The 16,694-nt window shown below is 68.1% G+C and carries 17 protein-coding genes; 5 read left to right on the forward strand and 12 right to left on the reverse strand.

Annotated features, from left to right (window positions below; genetic code table 11):
- Nucleotides 1-85: 85 nt before the first annotated feature.
- From AB0B96_RS23795 to rpsF, 7 genes are all read right to left on the reverse strand, one after another.
- The gene (locus AB0B96_RS23795; RefSeq protein ID WP_350941829.1) at nucleotides 86-829 is read right to left on the reverse strand and encodes an amino acid ABC transporter ATP-binding protein; all 744 of its coding nucleotides are present in this window, start codon (nucleotides 827-829) and stop codon (nucleotides 86-88) included.
- 70 nt (nucleotides 830-899) lie between these two features.
- On the reverse strand, nucleotides 900-1,766 hold the full coding sequence (locus AB0B96_RS23800; RefSeq protein ID WP_350941830.1) for an amino acid ABC transporter permease: 867 nt from the start codon (nucleotides 1,764-1,766) through the stop codon (nucleotides 900-902).
- A gap of 115 nt (nucleotides 1,767-1,881) precedes the next feature.
- Nucleotides 1,882-2,769: an ABC transporter substrate-binding protein gene (locus tag AB0B96_RS23805; RefSeq protein ID WP_350941831.1), complete on the reverse strand. Its 888-nt coding sequence runs from the start codon at nucleotides 2,767-2,769 to the stop codon at nucleotides 1,882-1,884.
- Between the two features lie 230 nt (nucleotides 2,770-2,999).
- Nucleotides 3,000-3,446: a 50S ribosomal protein L9 gene (gene rplI, locus AB0B96_RS23810; protein ID WP_344744211.1), complete on the reverse strand. Its 447-nt coding sequence runs from the start codon at nucleotides 3,444-3,446 to the stop codon at nucleotides 3,000-3,002.
- A gap of 14 nt (nucleotides 3,447-3,460) precedes the next feature.
- Entirely contained in the window at nucleotides 3,461-3,697 is a 237-nt protein-coding gene (gene rpsR, locus AB0B96_RS23815; protein WP_344892480.1) for a 30S ribosomal protein S18, read from the reverse strand.
- 107 nt (nucleotides 3,698-3,804) lie between these two features.
- A complete protein-coding gene (locus tag AB0B96_RS23820) occupies nucleotides 3,805-4,359 on the reverse strand; it encodes a single-stranded DNA-binding protein (RefSeq protein WP_350941832.1) in 555 nt (184 codons plus the stop codon).
- A 77-nt stretch (nucleotides 4,360-4,436) separates the two neighbouring features.
- Nucleotides 4,437-4,727, reverse strand: coding sequence for a 30S ribosomal protein S6 (gene rpsF / locus AB0B96_RS23825; RefSeq protein ID WP_350941833.1), 291 nt, complete (start codon nucleotides 4,725-4,727; stop codon nucleotides 4,437-4,439).
- A gap of 265 nt (nucleotides 4,728-4,992) precedes the next feature.
- Here rpsF and AB0B96_RS23830 point away from each other — a divergent pair, with 265 nt between their 5' ends.
- Entirely contained in the window at nucleotides 4,993-5,295 is a 303-nt protein-coding gene (locus tag AB0B96_RS23830) for a hypothetical protein (RefSeq protein WP_350941834.1), read from the forward strand.
- A 173-nt stretch (nucleotides 5,296-5,468) separates the two neighbouring features.
- Here AB0B96_RS23830 and AB0B96_RS23835 read toward each other — a convergent pair whose 3' ends face one another.
- Nucleotides 5,469-5,651, reverse strand: a complete 183-nt coding sequence (locus tag AB0B96_RS23835; protein ID WP_350941835.1) for a hypothetical protein — start codon at nucleotides 5,649-5,651, stop codon at nucleotides 5,469-5,471.
- A gap of 95 nt (nucleotides 5,652-5,746) precedes the next feature.
- Between AB0B96_RS23835 and AB0B96_RS23840 the strand changes: the two genes are divergently transcribed.
- The gene (locus AB0B96_RS23840; protein WP_350941836.1) at nucleotides 5,747-6,505 is read left to right on the forward strand and encodes a deoxyribonuclease IV; all 759 of its coding nucleotides are present in this window, start codon (nucleotides 5,747-5,749) and stop codon (nucleotides 6,503-6,505) included.
- Nucleotides 6,506-6,670: 165 nt separating this feature from the next.
- Here the strand turns inward: AB0B96_RS23840 and AB0B96_RS23845 are convergent, their stop codons facing one another.
- From AB0B96_RS23845 to AB0B96_RS23855, 3 genes are all read right to left on the reverse strand, one after another.
- The gene (locus AB0B96_RS23845; RefSeq protein ID WP_362901914.1) at nucleotides 6,671-7,825 is read right to left on the reverse strand and encodes a hypothetical protein; all 1,155 of its coding nucleotides are present in this window, start codon (nucleotides 7,823-7,825) and stop codon (nucleotides 6,671-6,673) included.
- Nucleotides 7,826-8,125: 300 nt separating this feature from the next.
- Nucleotides 8,126-9,433, reverse strand: a complete 1,308-nt coding sequence (locus tag AB0B96_RS23850) for a glycosyltransferase 87 family protein (protein WP_350941838.1) — start codon at nucleotides 9,431-9,433, stop codon at nucleotides 8,126-8,128.
- Nucleotides 9,433-12,132: a transglycosylase domain-containing protein gene (locus AB0B96_RS23855; RefSeq protein ID WP_362901916.1), complete on the reverse strand. Its 2,700-nt coding sequence runs from the start codon at nucleotides 12,130-12,132 to the stop codon at nucleotides 9,433-9,435. The genes AB0B96_RS23850 and AB0B96_RS23855 overlap by 1 nt, the downstream gene beginning before the upstream one ends.
- A 598-nt stretch (nucleotides 12,133-12,730) precedes the next feature.
- On the opposite strand from AB0B96_RS23855, the gene AB0B96_RS23860 reads away from it, so the two are divergent.
- The gene (locus AB0B96_RS23860; RefSeq protein ID WP_350941840.1) at nucleotides 12,731-13,405 is read left to right on the forward strand and encodes a PadR family transcriptional regulator; all 675 of its coding nucleotides are present in this window, start codon (nucleotides 12,731-12,733) and stop codon (nucleotides 13,403-13,405) included.
- A 33-nt stretch (nucleotides 13,406-13,438) separates the two neighbouring features.
- Complete coding sequence (locus AB0B96_RS23865; protein WP_350941841.1) at nucleotides 13,439-14,518, forward strand: inositol-3-phosphate synthase; 1,080 nt, start codon at nucleotides 13,439-13,441, stop codon at nucleotides 14,516-14,518.
- A gap of 147 nt (nucleotides 14,519-14,665) precedes the next feature.
- Here the strand turns inward: AB0B96_RS23865 and idi are convergent, their stop codons facing one another.
- Nucleotides 14,666-15,247 (reverse strand): isopentenyl-diphosphate Delta-isomerase, encoded by a 582-nt coding sequence (idi, locus tag AB0B96_RS23870; protein WP_362901919.1) that lies wholly within the window; start codon nucleotides 15,245-15,247, stop codon nucleotides 14,666-14,668.
- Between the two features lie 135 nt (nucleotides 15,248-15,382).
- Here idi and AB0B96_RS23875 point away from each other — a divergent pair, with 135 nt between their 5' ends.
- On the forward strand, nucleotides 15,383-16,684 hold the full coding sequence (locus tag AB0B96_RS23875; protein WP_362901921.1) for an MFS transporter: 1,302 nt from the start codon (nucleotides 15,383-15,385) through the stop codon (nucleotides 16,682-16,684).
- The last annotated feature ends 10 nt before the right edge of the window (nucleotides 16,685-16,694 follow it).

Consider the following 16,694-nt stretch of genomic DNA (forward strand, 5'->3'; position numbering starts at 1 on the left):
CGGGCCATGAGGCCCGCCGGGCCCCCGAGACGCCCGTGGACCTCACGACCTCGTGCGGCTTCGGGGACGGGCGGGCGAGAAGGGCTCAGAGACGCCGGGCGTCGATCACGTTCTGCACGAACTCCCTGGTGCGGGGCTCACGAGGATCGGTGAAGATCTGCTCAGGGGTGCCGCGTTCCAGGAGCACGCCGCCGTCGAGGAAGCAGACGGTGTCGGCGATCTCCCGGCAGAAACCCATCTCGTGGGTGGTCAGGACCATGGTCATGCCCCCCTCCTTGAGCTCCCTGATGATCCCGAGCACCTCCTTGACCAGCGCGGGGTCCAGGGCGGAGGTGACCTCGTCCAGCAGCATCAGGCGGGGCCGCGTGGCCAGCGCCCTGATGATGGCGGCACGCTGCTGCTGGCCGCCGGAGAGCTGGTCGGGGTAGGCGTCCGCCTTGTCCCCCAGGCCGAACCTGGCCAGCAGGTCGCGGGCCTGTGCCTCGGCCTCTTTCCCGCTCACCTTGTGGACCTTGCGCGGGGCCAGCGTGATGTTGTCCAACACGCTCATGTGCGGGAACAGATTGAACGCCTGGAAGACGATGCCGATGCGTTTGCGCACGTCGTCGGGGTCGACCCTGGCATCGGTGATCTCCTCGCCGTCCAGGGTGATCGTGCCGTCGTCGGCGGTCTCCAGCAGGTTGACGCAGCGCAGCAGGGTGGACTTGCCCGAGCCCGAGGCGCCGATCAGGCAGACCACCTCGTGCGACTCGACCTCCAGGTCGATCCCGCGCAGCACGTTGTGGCCGTGGTAGTTCTTCCACAGCCCCTCGATGGTGAGCAGGCTCATGCACTCTCCTCCCGTGCCGTCATCGTCTCGCCGGGCGACGGGACGCCGCCGTACGCCGGGGTACGCACGCTCACTGGCCCCGCCGTCTCTGCGAGCGAGCCGCCAGATAGTCGGTGAAGCGGGCCATCGGGATGGTGAGCAGGATGAACAGCAGCGCCGCCGCGAGGTACGGCGTGTAGTTGAAGGTGCTGGCGACGTGGATCTGCGCCTGCCGCAGCGCCTCCAGGGGGCCGATCGTCGCGACGAGCGCGGTGTCCTTCTGCAGTGAGACGAAGTCGTTGAGCAGCGGCGGCACCACCCTGCGCGCGGCCTGCGGCACCACCACGTGGCGCATGGTCTGGCCGTGGCTCAGCCCGAGGGACCGGGCGGCGGCCCGCTGGCTGGGATGCACCGACTCGATGCCCGCACGGAAGACCTCCGCCACGTACGCGCCGTAGGAGAGGGTGAGCGCGATGATGCCCAGCGTCGCGAGGTCCGTCGGTGTCCCCTGCAGGCCGAGCGCGGGCAGGCCGAAACCGACGAGATAGATGATGAGGATCGTGGGCACGCCGCGGAAGACGTCGGTGTAGATCACCGCCAGGGCACGCAGCGGGAAGAACACCGGCGCGGTGAGGTTGCGGGCGAGCGCGACGAGCAGTCCCACGATGAGGATGAGCGGCTCGGCGATCAGAAAGATCTTGACGTTGAGCAGGAACCCGCTCAGCACGTCCGGCAGCGCCCCTGTGAACTGGTCGAGGTCGAAGAACGTCTCCCGCACCCTCGGCCAGCCGGGGGAGGCCGTGAAGAGCCAGAGCAGCAGGACGATCACGAGGATCGTCGAGACCGTCGCGACGGAGCTCGAACGGATCGACGCCCTCCTGCGGAGCCGCTCGCGCTCAAGCTGCCGTTCGCTCTTCTGCCAGTCGACGGGAACCCGCAGGCGCTCGTCGTTCTTCATCGAGCGCCGCCGTGGCGCGGACCGTACGCGCGCCGCGCCCGCGGCGAGACCCGGGCGTCCGCGTCGGCTCCGGGGCCGGGTCCGGTCGCGGGCGGTGTCGGAGGGTGTTTCAGGGTCACTTCAGCTCCGGTGCGCCCGCGGCGGAGCCGAGCCACTCGGTCTCGATCTTCGCCAGCTCACCGGAGGCGGTCAGCTTGTCGATGGCCTCGTTCACACAGCTCACCAGCGGGCTGCCCTTCTCGAAGACCGCGCCGAAGACCTCGGGCTCACCGGAGGCCGCGCCGAACTGACCGACGATCTTGGAGTTCTCGACCTGTGCGGCGGTCACGTAGAAGGCGGTGGGCAGGTCCACCACCACGGCGTCGACCTGCTTGTTCTTCAGCGCGTTGACGGCGTCGATCTGCTCGTTGTAGACGTTGGGCTCGGACGAGGGCTTGATCACGTCCTTGACCGCCTGCAGCGAGGTGGTGCCGATCTGCACGCCGATCTTGGCGTCCTTCAGGCCCGCGAGGTCCGTGGTGGAGGCGATCTTGGAGCCGTCCAGCGCGACCACGGCCTGCTTGACCGTGTAGTAGCCCTTGCTGAAGTCGACGACCTTCGCCCGGTCGGGGGTCACCGAGACCTGGTTCACGTCGAAGTCGAACTGCTTGGCGCCCGGCGCGAACGCGGAGTCGAACTTCACCGTGGCCCAGGTGACGTCATCCTTGGCGAAGCCCAGCTGGTCCGCGACGGCGTAGGCGACCGCGCTCTCGAAGCCCTTGCCGTTGGTGGGGTCGTCGTCGCTGAACCACGGGTCGTAGGCGGGCTTGTCGGTGCCGATGGTCAGCTTCCCGGGGGTCTTCAGCGCGGGGCTGTCCTTGGCGCAGGCGCTGGGGGCCGCGGAGGCGTCGCCGGACGTTGAGGATGCGGGGCTCGCCGGGGTCGCCGTTTCCGAAGCCGGCGCACAGGCCACCGCGGTCGCCGCGAGGGCACCGAGCGCGAACAGCATCGAGGGACGGACCATGACAAAACCTCCAGGGCGAAGCAACGATTTCCGAATTGTATGTATTCGCGGTGACCTGGGGTAACGGGGTACCAGCATATGAATTCTTCCCGGCGGGAAAGGGGACTTTCATCGGTCCCCCGGGCTCCCCGGAGGACGGGAAAGAGCGCTGCCCGGATCCGCGGGAGGACCGGGAAAGGACAAGGGCCCCTCCCCGCGAACGGAGAGGAGCCCTTGTCTCACGGGGCCTGTCAGGCCGCGACGACCTCGACATCGAGGGACGCGGAGACCTCCGGGTGCAGCTTGACGCTGACCCGGTGGGAGCCGAGGCTCTTGATCGCGGAGGCGATCTCGATGCGACGGCGGTCGAGCAGGGGGCCACCGGCGGCCTTCACGGCCTCGGCGACGTCACCCGTGGTGATGGAGCCGAAGAGGCGGCCGGACTCGCCGGCCTTCGTCTTCAGGACCACCTTGAGGGCCTGCAGCTGACCGGCGACCTCCTTGGCGGTGCCAAGGTCGCGAATCTCGCGGGCGTCGCGGGCCTTCTTGATCGAGGAGATCTGCTTCTCGCCGCCGCGCGTCCAGAGGATCGCGAAGCCGCGGGGAAGCAGGTAGTTGCGGCCGTAACCGCTCTTGACCTCGACGATGTCGCCGGGGGCGCCGAGGCCGGTGACCTCACTGGTGAGAATGAGCTTCATCTGTCCGGACCTCCTTAGCGCGCGGTGCTCATGTACGGCAGGAGCGCCATCTCACGAGCGTTCTTGATAGCGGTCGCCACGTCACGCTGGTGCTGGGTGCAGTTGCCCGTCACCCGGCGGGCACGGATCTTGCCGCGGTCGGAGATGAACTTCCGAAGCAGCCCCGTGTCCTTGTAGTCGACGTAGGAGATCTTGTCGTGGCAGAACAGGCAAACCTTCTTCTTGGGCTTGCGCAGTGCCGGCTTGGCCATCGTGGTGCTCCTTTCAGAGCCCCGCCGTCAGGCGGGAATGGTCGCTGCGGATATGGACTGGGACGCGGGATGCCGGGCGCGGTCGTGACCGTCCCGGAGGAGCGTCCCTAGAAAGGCGGTTCGTCGCTGAAGTCGCCGCCGCCGAAGCCGCCGCCACCCTGCTGCTGCTGACCGCCGCCACCGTAGTTGTTGCCGCCGCCGCCGGAGAAGCCGCCACCTTGCGGTGCGGCCGGCGCCGCGGAGGCCCACGGGTCGTTGGCGGGACCGCCGCCGAAGCCACCGCCACCGCCCTGACGGGCGGTCTTGTTGACCTTGGCGGTCGCGTTTCTCAGGGAGGGGCCGACCTCGTCGACCTCGACCTCGTAGACGGTGCGCTTCTCGCCTTCCTTGGTCTCGTAAGACCTCTGGCGGAGCCGTCCCTGAACGATGACCCGCATGCCGCGCTGGAGGCTCTCGGCGGCGTTCTCCGCCGCCTGCCGCCACACGTTGCAGGTCAGGAACAGGCCTTCGCCGTCTTTCCACTCGTTGGTCGTCTTGTCGAGGAACCTCGGAGTGGACGCGATGCGAAACCGGGCCACCGCTTGCCCCGTGGGGGTGAAGCGCAGCTCCGGATCGTCGACGAGGTTGCCGACGATGGTGATCGTGGTGTCGCCTGCTGCCATGGCTAGCGCTGCCCTTCCTGCGGCCTTCGCTGGTTATCGGCTCAGAGTACGGCTGCCGTCCGACAAAATGCCGGAGATTAGTGCACGTCCGGGCGCAGGACCTTGGTGCGCAGGATTCCCTCGTTGAGGTTCATCTGCCGGTCGAGCTCCTTGACCGTGGCGGGCTCGGCGCTCAGGTCGATGACGGCGTAGATGCCCTCGGGCTTCTTCGCGATGTCGTAGGACAGCTTGCGGCGACCCCACACGTCGACCTTCTCCACGGTGCCGCCGTCGTTGCGGACGACCGTGAGGAACTGGTCGAGGGAAGGGGCGACCGTACGCTCATCGAGCGAGGGGTCAAGAATGACCATCACTTCGTAACGGCGCATGCTGACTTCCAACCTCCTCTGGACTCTTGCGGTCACGACACCGTGCCGTGACAGGAGGACGCTGACGTGCTTCACCCCGGAACTCCCATTTCGGCGCTCGGGGTGGAGGGTGGGCCATGACACACCCATTCGACGTAGCCGTGCCAGCCTACCAGCCCGTCAAGGGTTGGGCCGTCGCCTCGCCGGGCACGTCCCCACACAGGAAACGGGTTCGTCCTCTCCAGGACACGCCCTCATGGGAAAGGGGGCGATGAAGGTGCCTCATGTGTCCGGACAGAGCCCGAGCGGGCGTTTCCGGTTCAGGCTGAACAGCGACGGGCGGCGTCATCCCCTGGAGAACGTGCTGAGCGTCTGCACGATCCTCTGCGGGCTGGTCGCCTTCGTGGCCGGGCTCATCCCCTCCGCGCACCCCGTCGCGTCGTGGCTCGGGGTGCTCGGCTTCTGCGGAGGTCTCTACTCCCAGTACGTCTCCGCCACGACACCGGAGCGCGCGCTGAACATCGTGGGCATCGTGGCCTCGTTCGTCGGTGTGGCCTTCGGCATCCGCAACGGGGGTTTCCTCCCGTAGGGTCCCGAACCTGACGAGGGCCACACCGACGAGGACCGGGCCGCGAGCGGCCCTGGAAGATCTCGAACGCGAGCGGGGAACGACCGGCCCCGTCCTCGGTACGTGCCGCCTCGCCGCGGGTCGGCGGCCGTGTCCGATCCGATGCGATCGGGGGGCGCGTACGGGACGCGGGATCAGCCGAGGCGCAGATCCACGCCCAGCAGGATGAGGAACCACAGGAAGACGGCGAGCAGTGCCTCGGCGATGTCCTTCAGGAGCGCGGGGGTGATGTAGTCGTACAACCAGGCGACGTAGATGCCGATCAGGATGTAGATGAGACCGATGAGACTGATCCCTCTGCGATAGCGAGCAGCCACTTGGAACTCCTTGGGGTCGGCCCGTGGGGGCGGGCGGTGGGGCGCGACCTGCGACTGCCCCTGCCCTCGGCGTTGAAACGGCTACTCTCGGATACATGCCGCTTATCGGAGCTCACGTCGACCAGGACGACCCGTTGGCCCACGCCAGGGCACGCGACGCCCAGGTCGTGCAGTTCTTCCTCGGTGACCCGAAGGGGTGGAAGGCCCCGGTCATCGGCGAGAAGACCCGGGAGATCAAGGACTCGGACGTGGAGGTCTACGTCCACGCCCCCTACGTGATCAACGTCGCGACCGTCAACAACCGGGTGCGCATTCCCAGCCGCAAGCTGCTGAGCGCGCACCTCGCGGCGGCGGCCGAGCTGGGCGCCCGGGGTCTGATCGTCCACGGCGGGCACGTCGGCGCCGGAGACGACCCGCAGAAGGGCTTCGACAACTGGCGCAAGGTGTTCGAGCGCCTTGAGGAGCACGGGGTCCCCGTCCTCATCGAGAACACCGCGGGCGGCGGCAACGCGATGGCGCGCAAGCTCGAGCGCATCGCCCGGCTGTGGGACGCGCTCGACGGCTTCGACGTGGGCTTCTGTCTCGACACCTGCCACGCGCACGCGGGTGGTGAGGACCTGGCGGACGTGGTCGAGCGGGTCATGGCGATCACCGGCAGGATCGACCTGGTCCACTGCAACGACTCGCGCGACGCCTTCGACTCCGGCGCCGACCGGCACGCGAGCCTGGGTGCGGGTCAGATCGACCCCGAGCTCATCCTGGGCGTGTGCCGGAGCGCGAACGCGCCGATCGTGGTGGAGACCCCCTTCGACGGTCAGGCCGAGGACATCGCCTTCCTCCGGACGAAGCTCTGAGGCGAGGTTCCGGGACCCGGGTGGCGGTGCCGCCGGACGGCGGCACCGCGGAGAACGTCTCGCCGGTGGGCGAAAGCCGATCCACAGCCTGTTGATCCACAGCCTGTGGATAACTTCATGGGATTACTTTTTCCGGAGAGTGGGTAAAGGGGCAACCCCTGCGGCTCAGCCCACCCAGGCGCCGTCGGCGAAGATCAACGCGTTGAGCGCCATCAACGGTCCCAGCACCAGGGCGTAGCCGAGGATGATCCATCGTCGCCACGGCTCAGGACCGCTGCTCGCCCTGCCGATCAGGACGAAGAGCGGCCACCACAGCAGCGCCGAGCGCGGTACCGACAGGTAGTAGGCGGAACACACCAGGGCGCCCACCTGGAGTCCCACATAGACGAACTCGCTCCATCTCCGCAGGTAGAGCAGGAGAAGCACGAGCGCGACCCCGACGATCGCCCCCGCGATCTCCAGCCGGAACGCCCAGGCCATCCGCCCCTCGCCCATCGCCGCGCCCAAGGTCGTGTTCCACGACTCCCAGGGCCAGACCATGTAACGTCCCCAACCGGCCTCCTGCGCGGTCTTCCAGGCCAGCCAGTCACCCGTACGGGAGTACTGGTAGGCGGAGTAGAGGGCGAGCGGCACGAACGGAAGGAGCAGCCACCCCACCTGCCGTAGCGGGTGCCTGCGGACGAGAAACTCCACGATCAGCGCGACGGCGAGGAACAGGCCGGTGATGCGCACGCAGGAGGCGCCCGCCGCCAGGGCCGCGGCGAGCGGCCAGCGGCCCTGACGCGCCGCGAGCCAGGCGGGGATGGCGAAGGCGAGGAAGAGCGCCTCGCTGTAGCCCGCGAACAGGAACACCGCCATCGGCCAGAGCAGCAGCGCGAGCACCGCGTACCGGCCCGCTCCCCGCGGCCCCTCGAACTCGGCGAGCCTGGCGAGCGCCGTCATCGCGACGGCGCCGGCCACCAGGGAGATGAGCAGCCCGGCGAGCGTCCAGTCGTCGATCACGAGATGCACCGCGCGGAGCATCAGCGGCATTCCGGGGAAGAAGGCGGGCAACCCTCTGTCGGGCTCGCTGCCCGGAGGCCCGCCGTACCCGTGTTCGGCGATGGTGATGAGCAGGTTGGCGTCCCAGTTGCGCCATCGCTCCAGGAAGGGCGCCGGTAGGGCGTCCCCCTCCATGAGCGCCTGGGAGCCGATGACGACCAGGACGACGATTCCCAACCTGGAGGCCAGCCAGAGCAGCAGCCCTTCCGTCGCGACATCGCGCCCAGGAGCGGAAGGCGCGGGAGGCGCGTCTCGCGGAGGAGCGGGGGGAGTGGTCACAAGGTCGAATTGTCCCGGATCATCTTGGCGAACCGCCAGATGTGAACGCTCACCGAACAGTCCCATCCGACCCCCTGTCACCCCGGCTGTCACCTCGGCCGAGCCCTGGACGCCCCGGCCTTTCCCCCTGCCCCCTGTCGCCCCGAGAGGGCTCGGCTCGCCGAACGGCCCCGAGGTCGGAGCACCGGTCAAGTAAAGCCCACGCGGTGTCCGGCCTTCGGCTGAACCGCAGGTCGCGACAGGTCGGCCCGGCCGCATTCGGTGTTGATCAACACTTTGTGCGGTTACTTGACCGGCTCCCTAGGAGAGCGCGAGCCGGAAACGGTCGGGTGCCTCGTCGAAGACGCCACCCGCCTGGTCGTCGGTCCCGTCCTGGCGGATCACGTCCTTGTCGGGGACGAAGATGTCCCGCACGACGAACGCCATCATGATCAGGATAGTGATCGCGCGGCCCCACACGGCGGTGAAGTAGGTGTCGCCCGCGATGCCCAGGGCCTCGTTGCCCGGCTGGATGCCCACCAGATACAGCCAGATCGCGAAGAAGTACCAGCACTCGGCGAGCTGCCAGAGCGCGATCGGCCTCCAGCCCGGCCTGGCGAGCACCGCGAAGGGGATCAGCCAGAGCACGTACTGCGGCGACCACACCTTGTTGGTCAGCATGAACGCCGCCAGGGTGAGGAAGCACAGCTGCATCAGGCGGGGACGGGTCTTCGCGGTCAGCGTGATCACGGCGATCGCGAGACAGAACGCGGCGAGCGAGACGACGCCCAGCCTGTCGAGGAGTTCGGCGTCACCCAGGATCGGCCACTGCTTCTGGTTGAAGAAGTACCAGATGGAGCCCCAGTCAGCCGGTCGCTCCTGGCTGAAGACGTAGAACCTCTTCCACCCCTCGAAGGCGAAGATCATGATCGGCACGTTGACGACGAGCCAGGCGCCCGCGGCACCGCCGATCGTCTTGAGGAACGGCACCCACTTACCGGTTCGCAGCGCGAGCAGGAACAGCGGGCCGAGGAACATCAGCGGATAGAACTTGGTGGCGATCGCGAGGCCCAGCAGGATGCCCGCGAGCCACTGCTTCCGCTTCGACCAGGCCAGCAGCGCGCCCAGCGCGAGGGCGTTGGCCGCCAGGTCCCAGTTGATGTACGCGGTGAGGATCAGCGCGGGGGCGAGGGCGTACCAGAGCGCGTCCCAGCGCCTGGCGGGACCGGCCAGCGCGGCCATCAGCAGCACGCCGACGACCAGGCAGAGCGCCATGAGGATGACGGTGAGGTCGTAGAACGCCGTCCCCGGATCGCTCATGGGGGTGACGATCCGGCGGAAGAACTCCATGATCCCGCCGATGCCGACGGGGTATTCGACCGGATAGTCGAAGTAGGGGACCATCCCCTCGTTGAGCTTCTCGTTCCACCACAGGGGATAGATGTCGGTGTAACAGAAGTTCGTGAACTGCAGGGTCCCGTCGTTCCATGCCCCGTCGACGCGGCACGGCCACTTCCAGAACCAGGCCAGAACCGCCCCCAGCCCCGCGAACAGGGCGAGGGGCGTGTACGGAATGGCCCGGTTGCCGAACTCGGACAGCGACTCCCGCTGCGGCAGAAGGTTCTTCATCAGGGACGTCGTCCGCTCGCTGTGGGTGTCGGCACGAGGGCCCCGGCAGGTGTTCCCGGTGCGCCGACCACGCCCGGCGCGCCGTTCTGCTCGATCACGCCGTTCGGCGGCCCGTCGCCGCCCCAACCGCCGTCGTCGCCGCCGTCACACGAGGGGTCCCCGGGCATGCACTCGTTGCCGCCGAAGTCGCCACCGTCGTCGGGGTTGTCGTTCGGCCAGCCGTCGTCGCCGTTCTCGTCGGGGAAGGGGTTGGTGTCCTCCATCGTCGGCGTCGGCGAGGGCGTCGGCTTGGGCGTGGCCAGGTTGTGCAGCGATCCGGTGTTGGCCCTCGGCGGGAACTGCACGACCTCGTCCTTCGCGGTCACGGTCTGCATGAAGTCGTGCCAGATCTGGGTCGGGGTGCCGCCACCGCCGATGAAGGAGGGCATGGGCTCCTCCTTCCAGACGATGTTCTCGTCCTTGATCTTCCTGCTCGGCAGGCCGTACTTGTCGACCTTGAGCTTGCGCGTCCCGGCCTTGTTGTAGGGCACGTCCTTGGACATGCCGACCGCGGTGACGATCTGCGGGGTGAAACCGACGAACCAGGCGTCCTTGTAGTCGTTGTTCGTGCCTGTCTTGCCGGCCACCGGCCGGGTGCCGATGTTGGCCGCGCCACCGGTGCCGCTCTTGACGACGGCCTGGAGCGCGACGGTCGCGTCGGCCGCGGACTCGGGGGTGATGACCTGCCTCTCGTCGGCCAGTTCCTTGAGCACGACGGTGCCGTCGTGCTTGGTCACCTTGACGACGGTGTGCCAGTCGACGTGCTTGCCCTCGTTGGCGAAGATCGAATAACCGGCGGCCTGTTCGACCGTGGTCACCGAGGCCACACCGATGGTGGTCAGGTAGTTCTGGTGCTCGACCGCCCAGTCGACCGCGTTCTTGTCGCCGTAGGCCGGGTTCTGCTTCGCCGTCTCGCCGACCCCCGCCTCCCTCGCGATCCTCGCCACCTCTTCGAGGGTGACCTCCTTGCCCATCTGGGCGAAGACGGTGTTGACCGAGCTGGCCATGGCCTTGACCATGTTGATCGGCCCGAACGGCTGGTTCCCCGAGTTCTTGATCGGGGTGGTGTTCGGCATCTTGATCGACGCCATGCCTTCGACGTAGCTGTCGAGCGACTTGCCGCTCTCCAGCCAGGCGGCGAGCACGTAGGGCTTGAACGCCGACGCCGCCTGCTTGGTGGAGTCGAACGCGCGGTTGTTGAAGTCGTTGGTGAAGTCGTCACCGCTGTAGAAGGCGAGCACCCGGCCGTTCTTCGGGTTCACCGAGGCCAGCCTGGCGTGGATGGTCGGGTCCAGGCCGGCGGTCCTCGCCTTCACCGCGTCCCTGGCGGCCTTCATCATGTTCTTGTTGAACGTGGTGTAGACCTTGAAACCGCCGGTCTCCAGGTCCTTACGAGAGATGCCCCGGCCGTTGAGCTCACGGAAGACGATGTTGAGCATGTAGCCCTTGAGCCCCTTGAAGGTCTCCGTGACCTTGACGTCCTTGAACTTCAGGTCCTCGAAGGAGCTGTTCGCATACTTGCCGTACTCGGCGGGGTTCATGTCCGCCATGTTCCTGAGGGCCGCCTGGAAGCGCTCCTTGGTCGCGGCGTAGTTCTTCTTCTCCGACTCCTGGACGTCGAAGGCGGTCGGGTTCTGGATCCGGCCGGCGAGGTAGGCGCCCTCGGGCACGGTCAGATCGCCGACGTTCTTACCGAAGAACTCCTTCGCCGCGGCCTGGATGCCGTACGCGCCGCGCCCGAAGTAGACGAGGTTGAAGTACTCCTCAAGGATCTCGTCCTTCTCCAGCGTCTTGCTGATCTTGACCGCGACGAAGATCTCCTTGATCTTTCGCTGGATCGAGACCTCCTGGCTGAGACCTTCGTAGTAGCCGCGGGCCATCTGCTGGGTGATGGTCGAGGCGCCCTGGAGCTGGGCGCCGCTCACGGTGCTCCAGACCGAGCGGGCCATGCCCGCGACGTCGATGCCGCTGTCGGTGCGGAAGGTCTTGTTCTCCAGGGCGATCACCGCGTCCTGGACGTGGACGGGGATCTGCTTGAGCTTCACCGGGGTCCGCTTGGTGCCGTAGCGGGCCATCACGGTCTTGCCGTCGCCGTAGTAGATGACGCTGCCCCGGTCGTCGACGCCGGCCTGCCGGGACGAGGGGACGGGCGTGTTGGCGTAGGCGACCGCGATCATGCCGAAGACGCCCGCGGTGAGGACCACGAAGCTGGCCATCACGATCTTCCAGTTGGGCAGGAAGCGCGTCCACCTCTTCGGGGGGTCGTCGTCGCCGTCGAAACCGTCTCCGCCGGGGCCCTCGGGTCCTTCCGGGCCTCCTGGTCCCTCCGCGGCGAGAGCGCTCGCACCGCGTCCTCGGCGCCTGCGGCCGCCGTCGCCCGGCCTCGAACCCGCGGAACGCCCGCCGCCCGACTGGGCGGCGAGCATCGCCTGGGTGTCCTCGAAGGCGGCCTCGGCGCGGCGGCCTGTCGGGTCGGTGTCACGGCGGCGCATCTCGCCGGGAGCACCGGGGCCGGGCCGAGGCGTCCCACCGGGAGCGCCGGGACCCGCGGGACCGCGCGGGGGCACGCCGCCGGGAGCGCCCGCGTCGCGCCGGGGTGGTCCACCGGGCTGCTGGGACGTGCCGCCGGAGTAGGGCATGCCGCCGTGCTGGGGCATCATCGCGGTCCGGGGATCGGCTCCCGCCTGCGGTGCCTGTCGAGGAGAATCCCACCCCGCACCGGTTTGAACGTTTTGTGGAGGGGGGACTGCACGGGAAGCGGCTCCTGGGCTTGAGCGACGGCGCCGCCCCTGGCGAGCCGACTCGTCGGCGCCCTGACGGCGCCCGTCCGGCTCCGGGTCATTGCTGTTGCTGTAACTCACGCGTCCTCGTTCGGTCATCGGGGTCTACGACGGCGTGCAGGCGGGCGAGACTACCTCCTGATCACCGGAGATCTCGTCGCCTTGGCTCACTGGTGGCCGGCCCATTCGGGTGGATCTCCATTCCCGGGGACGAACGAGATCGTCAGGTGGTTCCGGCAACAACCTTGGCAGACCTCTCCCACATTGAGGTGGGATTCCCGGTATTGAAAAGCGGCCCACGCCACGTGGGGGCCATCTCCCACCACCGTCTGCTGTGACCACATAGGCGCCAGACTACGGCTTTTTGGCGTTTGCTCCCAACCTCTTGGGAAAGTCGCTGATTGCAGCCTTATGTTGAATGGACGTATCCTGTCGATGTATCGGTTCGATACATCGACGCGAGAGGTGGTGGTTTCCAGTGGCCGGCGGACGTGGCGGCGTGCTGGAGCTGGCCGTGCTCGGGTCGTTGCACGAGACCCCCCTACACGGCTATGAGCTGCGCAAACGGCTCAACGCCCTGCTCGGTATGTTCCGGGCGTTCTCCTACGGCTCGCTCTACCCGTGCCTCCGCCAGTTGCTCACCGACGGACTGATCGTCGAAGACGGCGACGCCGCCGCGGCCACCACGGCCACCGACAGCGCCATCGTGCTCCCCGGCCGCCGTTCGAAGATCGTCTACAAGCTGACCGCGGAGGGCAAGGAACGCCTGCAGGAGCTCCTCACCCAGGCGGGCCCTTCCGCCTGGGAGGACGAGAGCTTCGGCGTGCACTTCGCCTTCTTCAGGCACACCGAGGCCGAGGTGCGCCTGCGCATTCTCGAGGGCCGCCGCAGCCGGCTTGAGGAACGTCTGGACAGCGTGCGCACGGCACTCGCCCGTACGCGCGAGCGGCTGGACAGCTACACCCTTGAGCTTCAGCGTCACGGCCTGGAGTCGGTCGAACGCGAAGTGCGCTGGTTGAATGAGCTGATCGCCACCGAACGGCAGGCATCGCCGCCGGAGGGGGAGCGGCGACCCGCGCGAGAGGAGACGTCCAGGGCGCCCGCGCCAGGGACGGGCACGACGGGGCGGCACGCCACCCCGGAAGAAAACTGACCATTGAGAAGAACAAAAAGGGGAGCGAGTGCCATGGGTTCGGTGCGCGTAGCCATTGTCGGTGTAGGCAACTGCGCCACGTCGCTCATTCAGGGCGTGCACTACTACCGGGACGCCGATCCCGGTATGCGGGTGCCGGGCCTGATGCACGTCAAGTTCGGCGATTATCACATCGGCGACGTGGAGTTCGTCGCGGCGTTCGACGTGGACGCCAAGAAGGTCGGACGTGACCTGTCCGAGGCGATCGTCGCCTCGGAGAACAACACGATCAAGATCTGCGACGTGCCGCCGCTCGGCATCACGGTGCAGCGTGGCCCCACCCTCGACGGCCTTGGCGAGTACTACCGGGAGATGGTCGAGGAGTCCGACGAGGCTCCGGTCGACGTCGTGCAGGTCCTCAAGGACAGCAAGGTGGACGTCCTCGTCTCCTACCTGCCGGTGGGCTCGGAGGAGGCCGACCGCTTCTACGCGCAGTGCGCCCTCGACGCGAAGGTCGCGTTCGTCAACGCGCTCCCGGTGTTCATCGCCTCCGACCCCACGTGGGCGCAGAAGTTCGTCGACGCGGGCGTCCCGATCGTCGGCGACGACATCAAGTCCCAGGTCGGCGCGACCATCACACACCGCGTGATGGCGAAGCTGTTCGAGGACCGCGGCGTCGAGTTGCTCCGCACCTACCAGCTGAACTTCGGCGGCAACATGGACTTCATGAACATGCTGGAGCGCAAGCGCCTGCAGTCCAAGAAGATCTCCAAGACCCAGGCGGTCACCTCGCAGATCCCGCACGAGATGCAGAAGGCCGACGTGCACATCGGCCCTTCCGACCACGTGCCGTGGCTCGACGACCGCAAGTGGGCGTACGTGCGCCTGGAGGGCAGGTCCTTCGGCGACACTCCCCTCAACCTGGAGTACAAGCTGGAGGTATGGGACTCCCCCAACTCCGCCGGCATCATCATCGACGCGGTACGCGCCGCCAAGATCGCTCTTGACCGGGGCATCGCCGGGCCGATCCTGTCCGCCTCCTCCTACTTCATGAAGTCGCCGCCGGAGCAGTACTCCGACGACGAGGCGCGCGAGTACGTGGAGAAGTTCATCCGCGGTGAGGTCGAGCGCTGACCTTCCCGAGCCTTCCGGCATCGAACGGCGAGAGCCCTCGGCCCATGTGGGCCGAGGGCTCTCGCCGTTGGACGACCGCCGGTGTGAGAGGCACCCACACCGCCGGAGCGGAAGGTCTCGATGGGAGGCGGGTGGAAGGCCGGCGCGTCAGCGGGCGGCGGGCGGGAGGTCGGCGGGGTCCGCGGCCCCCCAGGCGAGCGGGTCGGCGCCGAGCTCGACCAGCTGGGGAACCTGTTCGCGGCACCAGGGGGAGATCGCCAGGCGGTCGCCGAGCACCCCGTCGGTGAACTCCTTCCACGGCATCCAGCGGATGTCGTCGACCTCGTCGGGGTTCGGCGCGGCCTCCGCGGTCACGAGCACCCGGTAGACCGGGCACAGCTCCCGCTCGACGATGCCGTTGTCCATGACCGCCCGGTAGGAGAAGCGCGGCAGGAGGAGGTCGACCCGGTCGGCCGCGAGTCCGAGCTCGTGGGAGAGCCTGCGGGTCACCGCCTCGGCGAGCGGCTCCCCGGGGAGGGGGTGGCCGCAGCAGCTGTTGGTCCACACCCCCGGCCAGGTCGTCTTGTGCAGGGCGCGGCGGGAGAGCAGGACCCGCCCCTGCTCGTCGAACACGTAACTGGAGAAGGCCAGATGGAGGGGAGTGTCGAGACCGTGCACCGTGGCCTTCGCCGCCGTGCCGATCGCGTTTCCCTCTGTGTCGACGAGCACAACGTGTTCATCAGGTGTCACTCGAACGAGGGTACGTGATCATGTTGGTTTACCGCGCCCCCTAAGTGATACGTAGGCAAAGGTGGTAAATGCCCGCTAACACAATCAGGGAGGTTCCCGATGCCCGTCCAGGCCGCCCACGCATAGGCTGAGCGCGTGTCATTTGCATCCGATCTACGCGTGGTCCTGGAAGGTCGGGACTTCCGGAGGCTGTACGCGACCCGCCTGGTCTCGCAGTTCTCCGACGGGATCTTCCAGTTCGCCGTGGCCGGATTCGCGTTCTTCAGCCCGGAGAAGAGCACGAGCGCGGTGGAGATCGCCGCGGGGCTCGCCGTGCTGCTGCTGCCGTACTCGATCCTGGGACCCTTCGTCGGGGTGTTCATCGACCGCTGGTCGCGGCGGCAGATCCTCGTCATCGCGCCGATGGTCCGCGGGGCGCTGCTGCTCGTGGCGGCGGCACTCGTCGCCGCGAACGCCCCGGACGGCATCTTCTACGTCGCCGCGCTCGGCGTCCTCGGGGTGAACCGCTTCTTCCTCGCCGCGCTGGGGGCCTCACTCCCGCACGTCGTGCCCGCCGACCGGCTGATGGTGGCCAACGCGGTCACCCCGACCTCGGGCACCGTGCTCACCTTCGTGGGCATAGGCGCCGGATACCTGCTCCGGGCGGCCTTCGGCTCCGGCCACCCGGGTACGGCCGTGCTGCTCGTCGTCTCCGGTCTCGTCTTCGGGCTCAGCGCGCTCATCGCCATGACCATGGGAAGGCGTCTGCTCGGTCCCGCCGACGACCCCGACCGGCCGCAGGCCCGCGAGGCCGTACGCCACGTGCTGACCGGCCTGGCCGACGGCGCGAGGCACCTCGTCCGGCACCGGGCCGCCGCGGCGGCGATGGGCGCGATGGCCACCCACCGGTTCATGTACGGCATGTGCACCGCGATGCTCGTGCTGCTGTCGCGCTACTACTTCGCGGAGAACGCCGAGGACGCGCTGAACGCGGTCTCCGTCGTGGTCGCCACCTCGGGGGTCGGCTACTTCCTGGCCATCCTGGTCACGCCGTGGGCCACCGAGCGCTTCACCATCGAACGATGGGTCCCGGCCATGCTGATCACCTCCGGGGTGCTGACGCTCGCGTTCTGCGCGGCGTTCCAGCAGTGGGGGTTCGCGGCCGCGGGCTTCGTCCTCGGCATCGCCGGGCAGAGCATCAAGATCTGCGCCGACACCGCCGTCCAGCGGGATCTCCAGGACGCCTACCTCGGCCGGGCCTTCTCCATCTACGACATGCTCTTCAACGGCAGCTACGTGCTGGCCGCGGCACTGGCGGCGGCACTGCTGCCGCCGGACGGCAGGTCGCTGCTCGTGCTGGTGCTCATCGCCACCGGATACGTCGCGGGCGCGGTGATCTACCGGGTCGTCACACCGGCCCGGGTGGCCGAACCGCTGCCGTCGCAGCCCTCGCAGTGAGCGGGCGTCG

This window comes from Streptosporangium sp. NPDC049046 (genome assembly GCF_040649155.1).
Lineage (GTDB): Bacteria > Actinomycetota > Actinomycetes > Streptosporangiales > Streptosporangiaceae > Streptosporangium.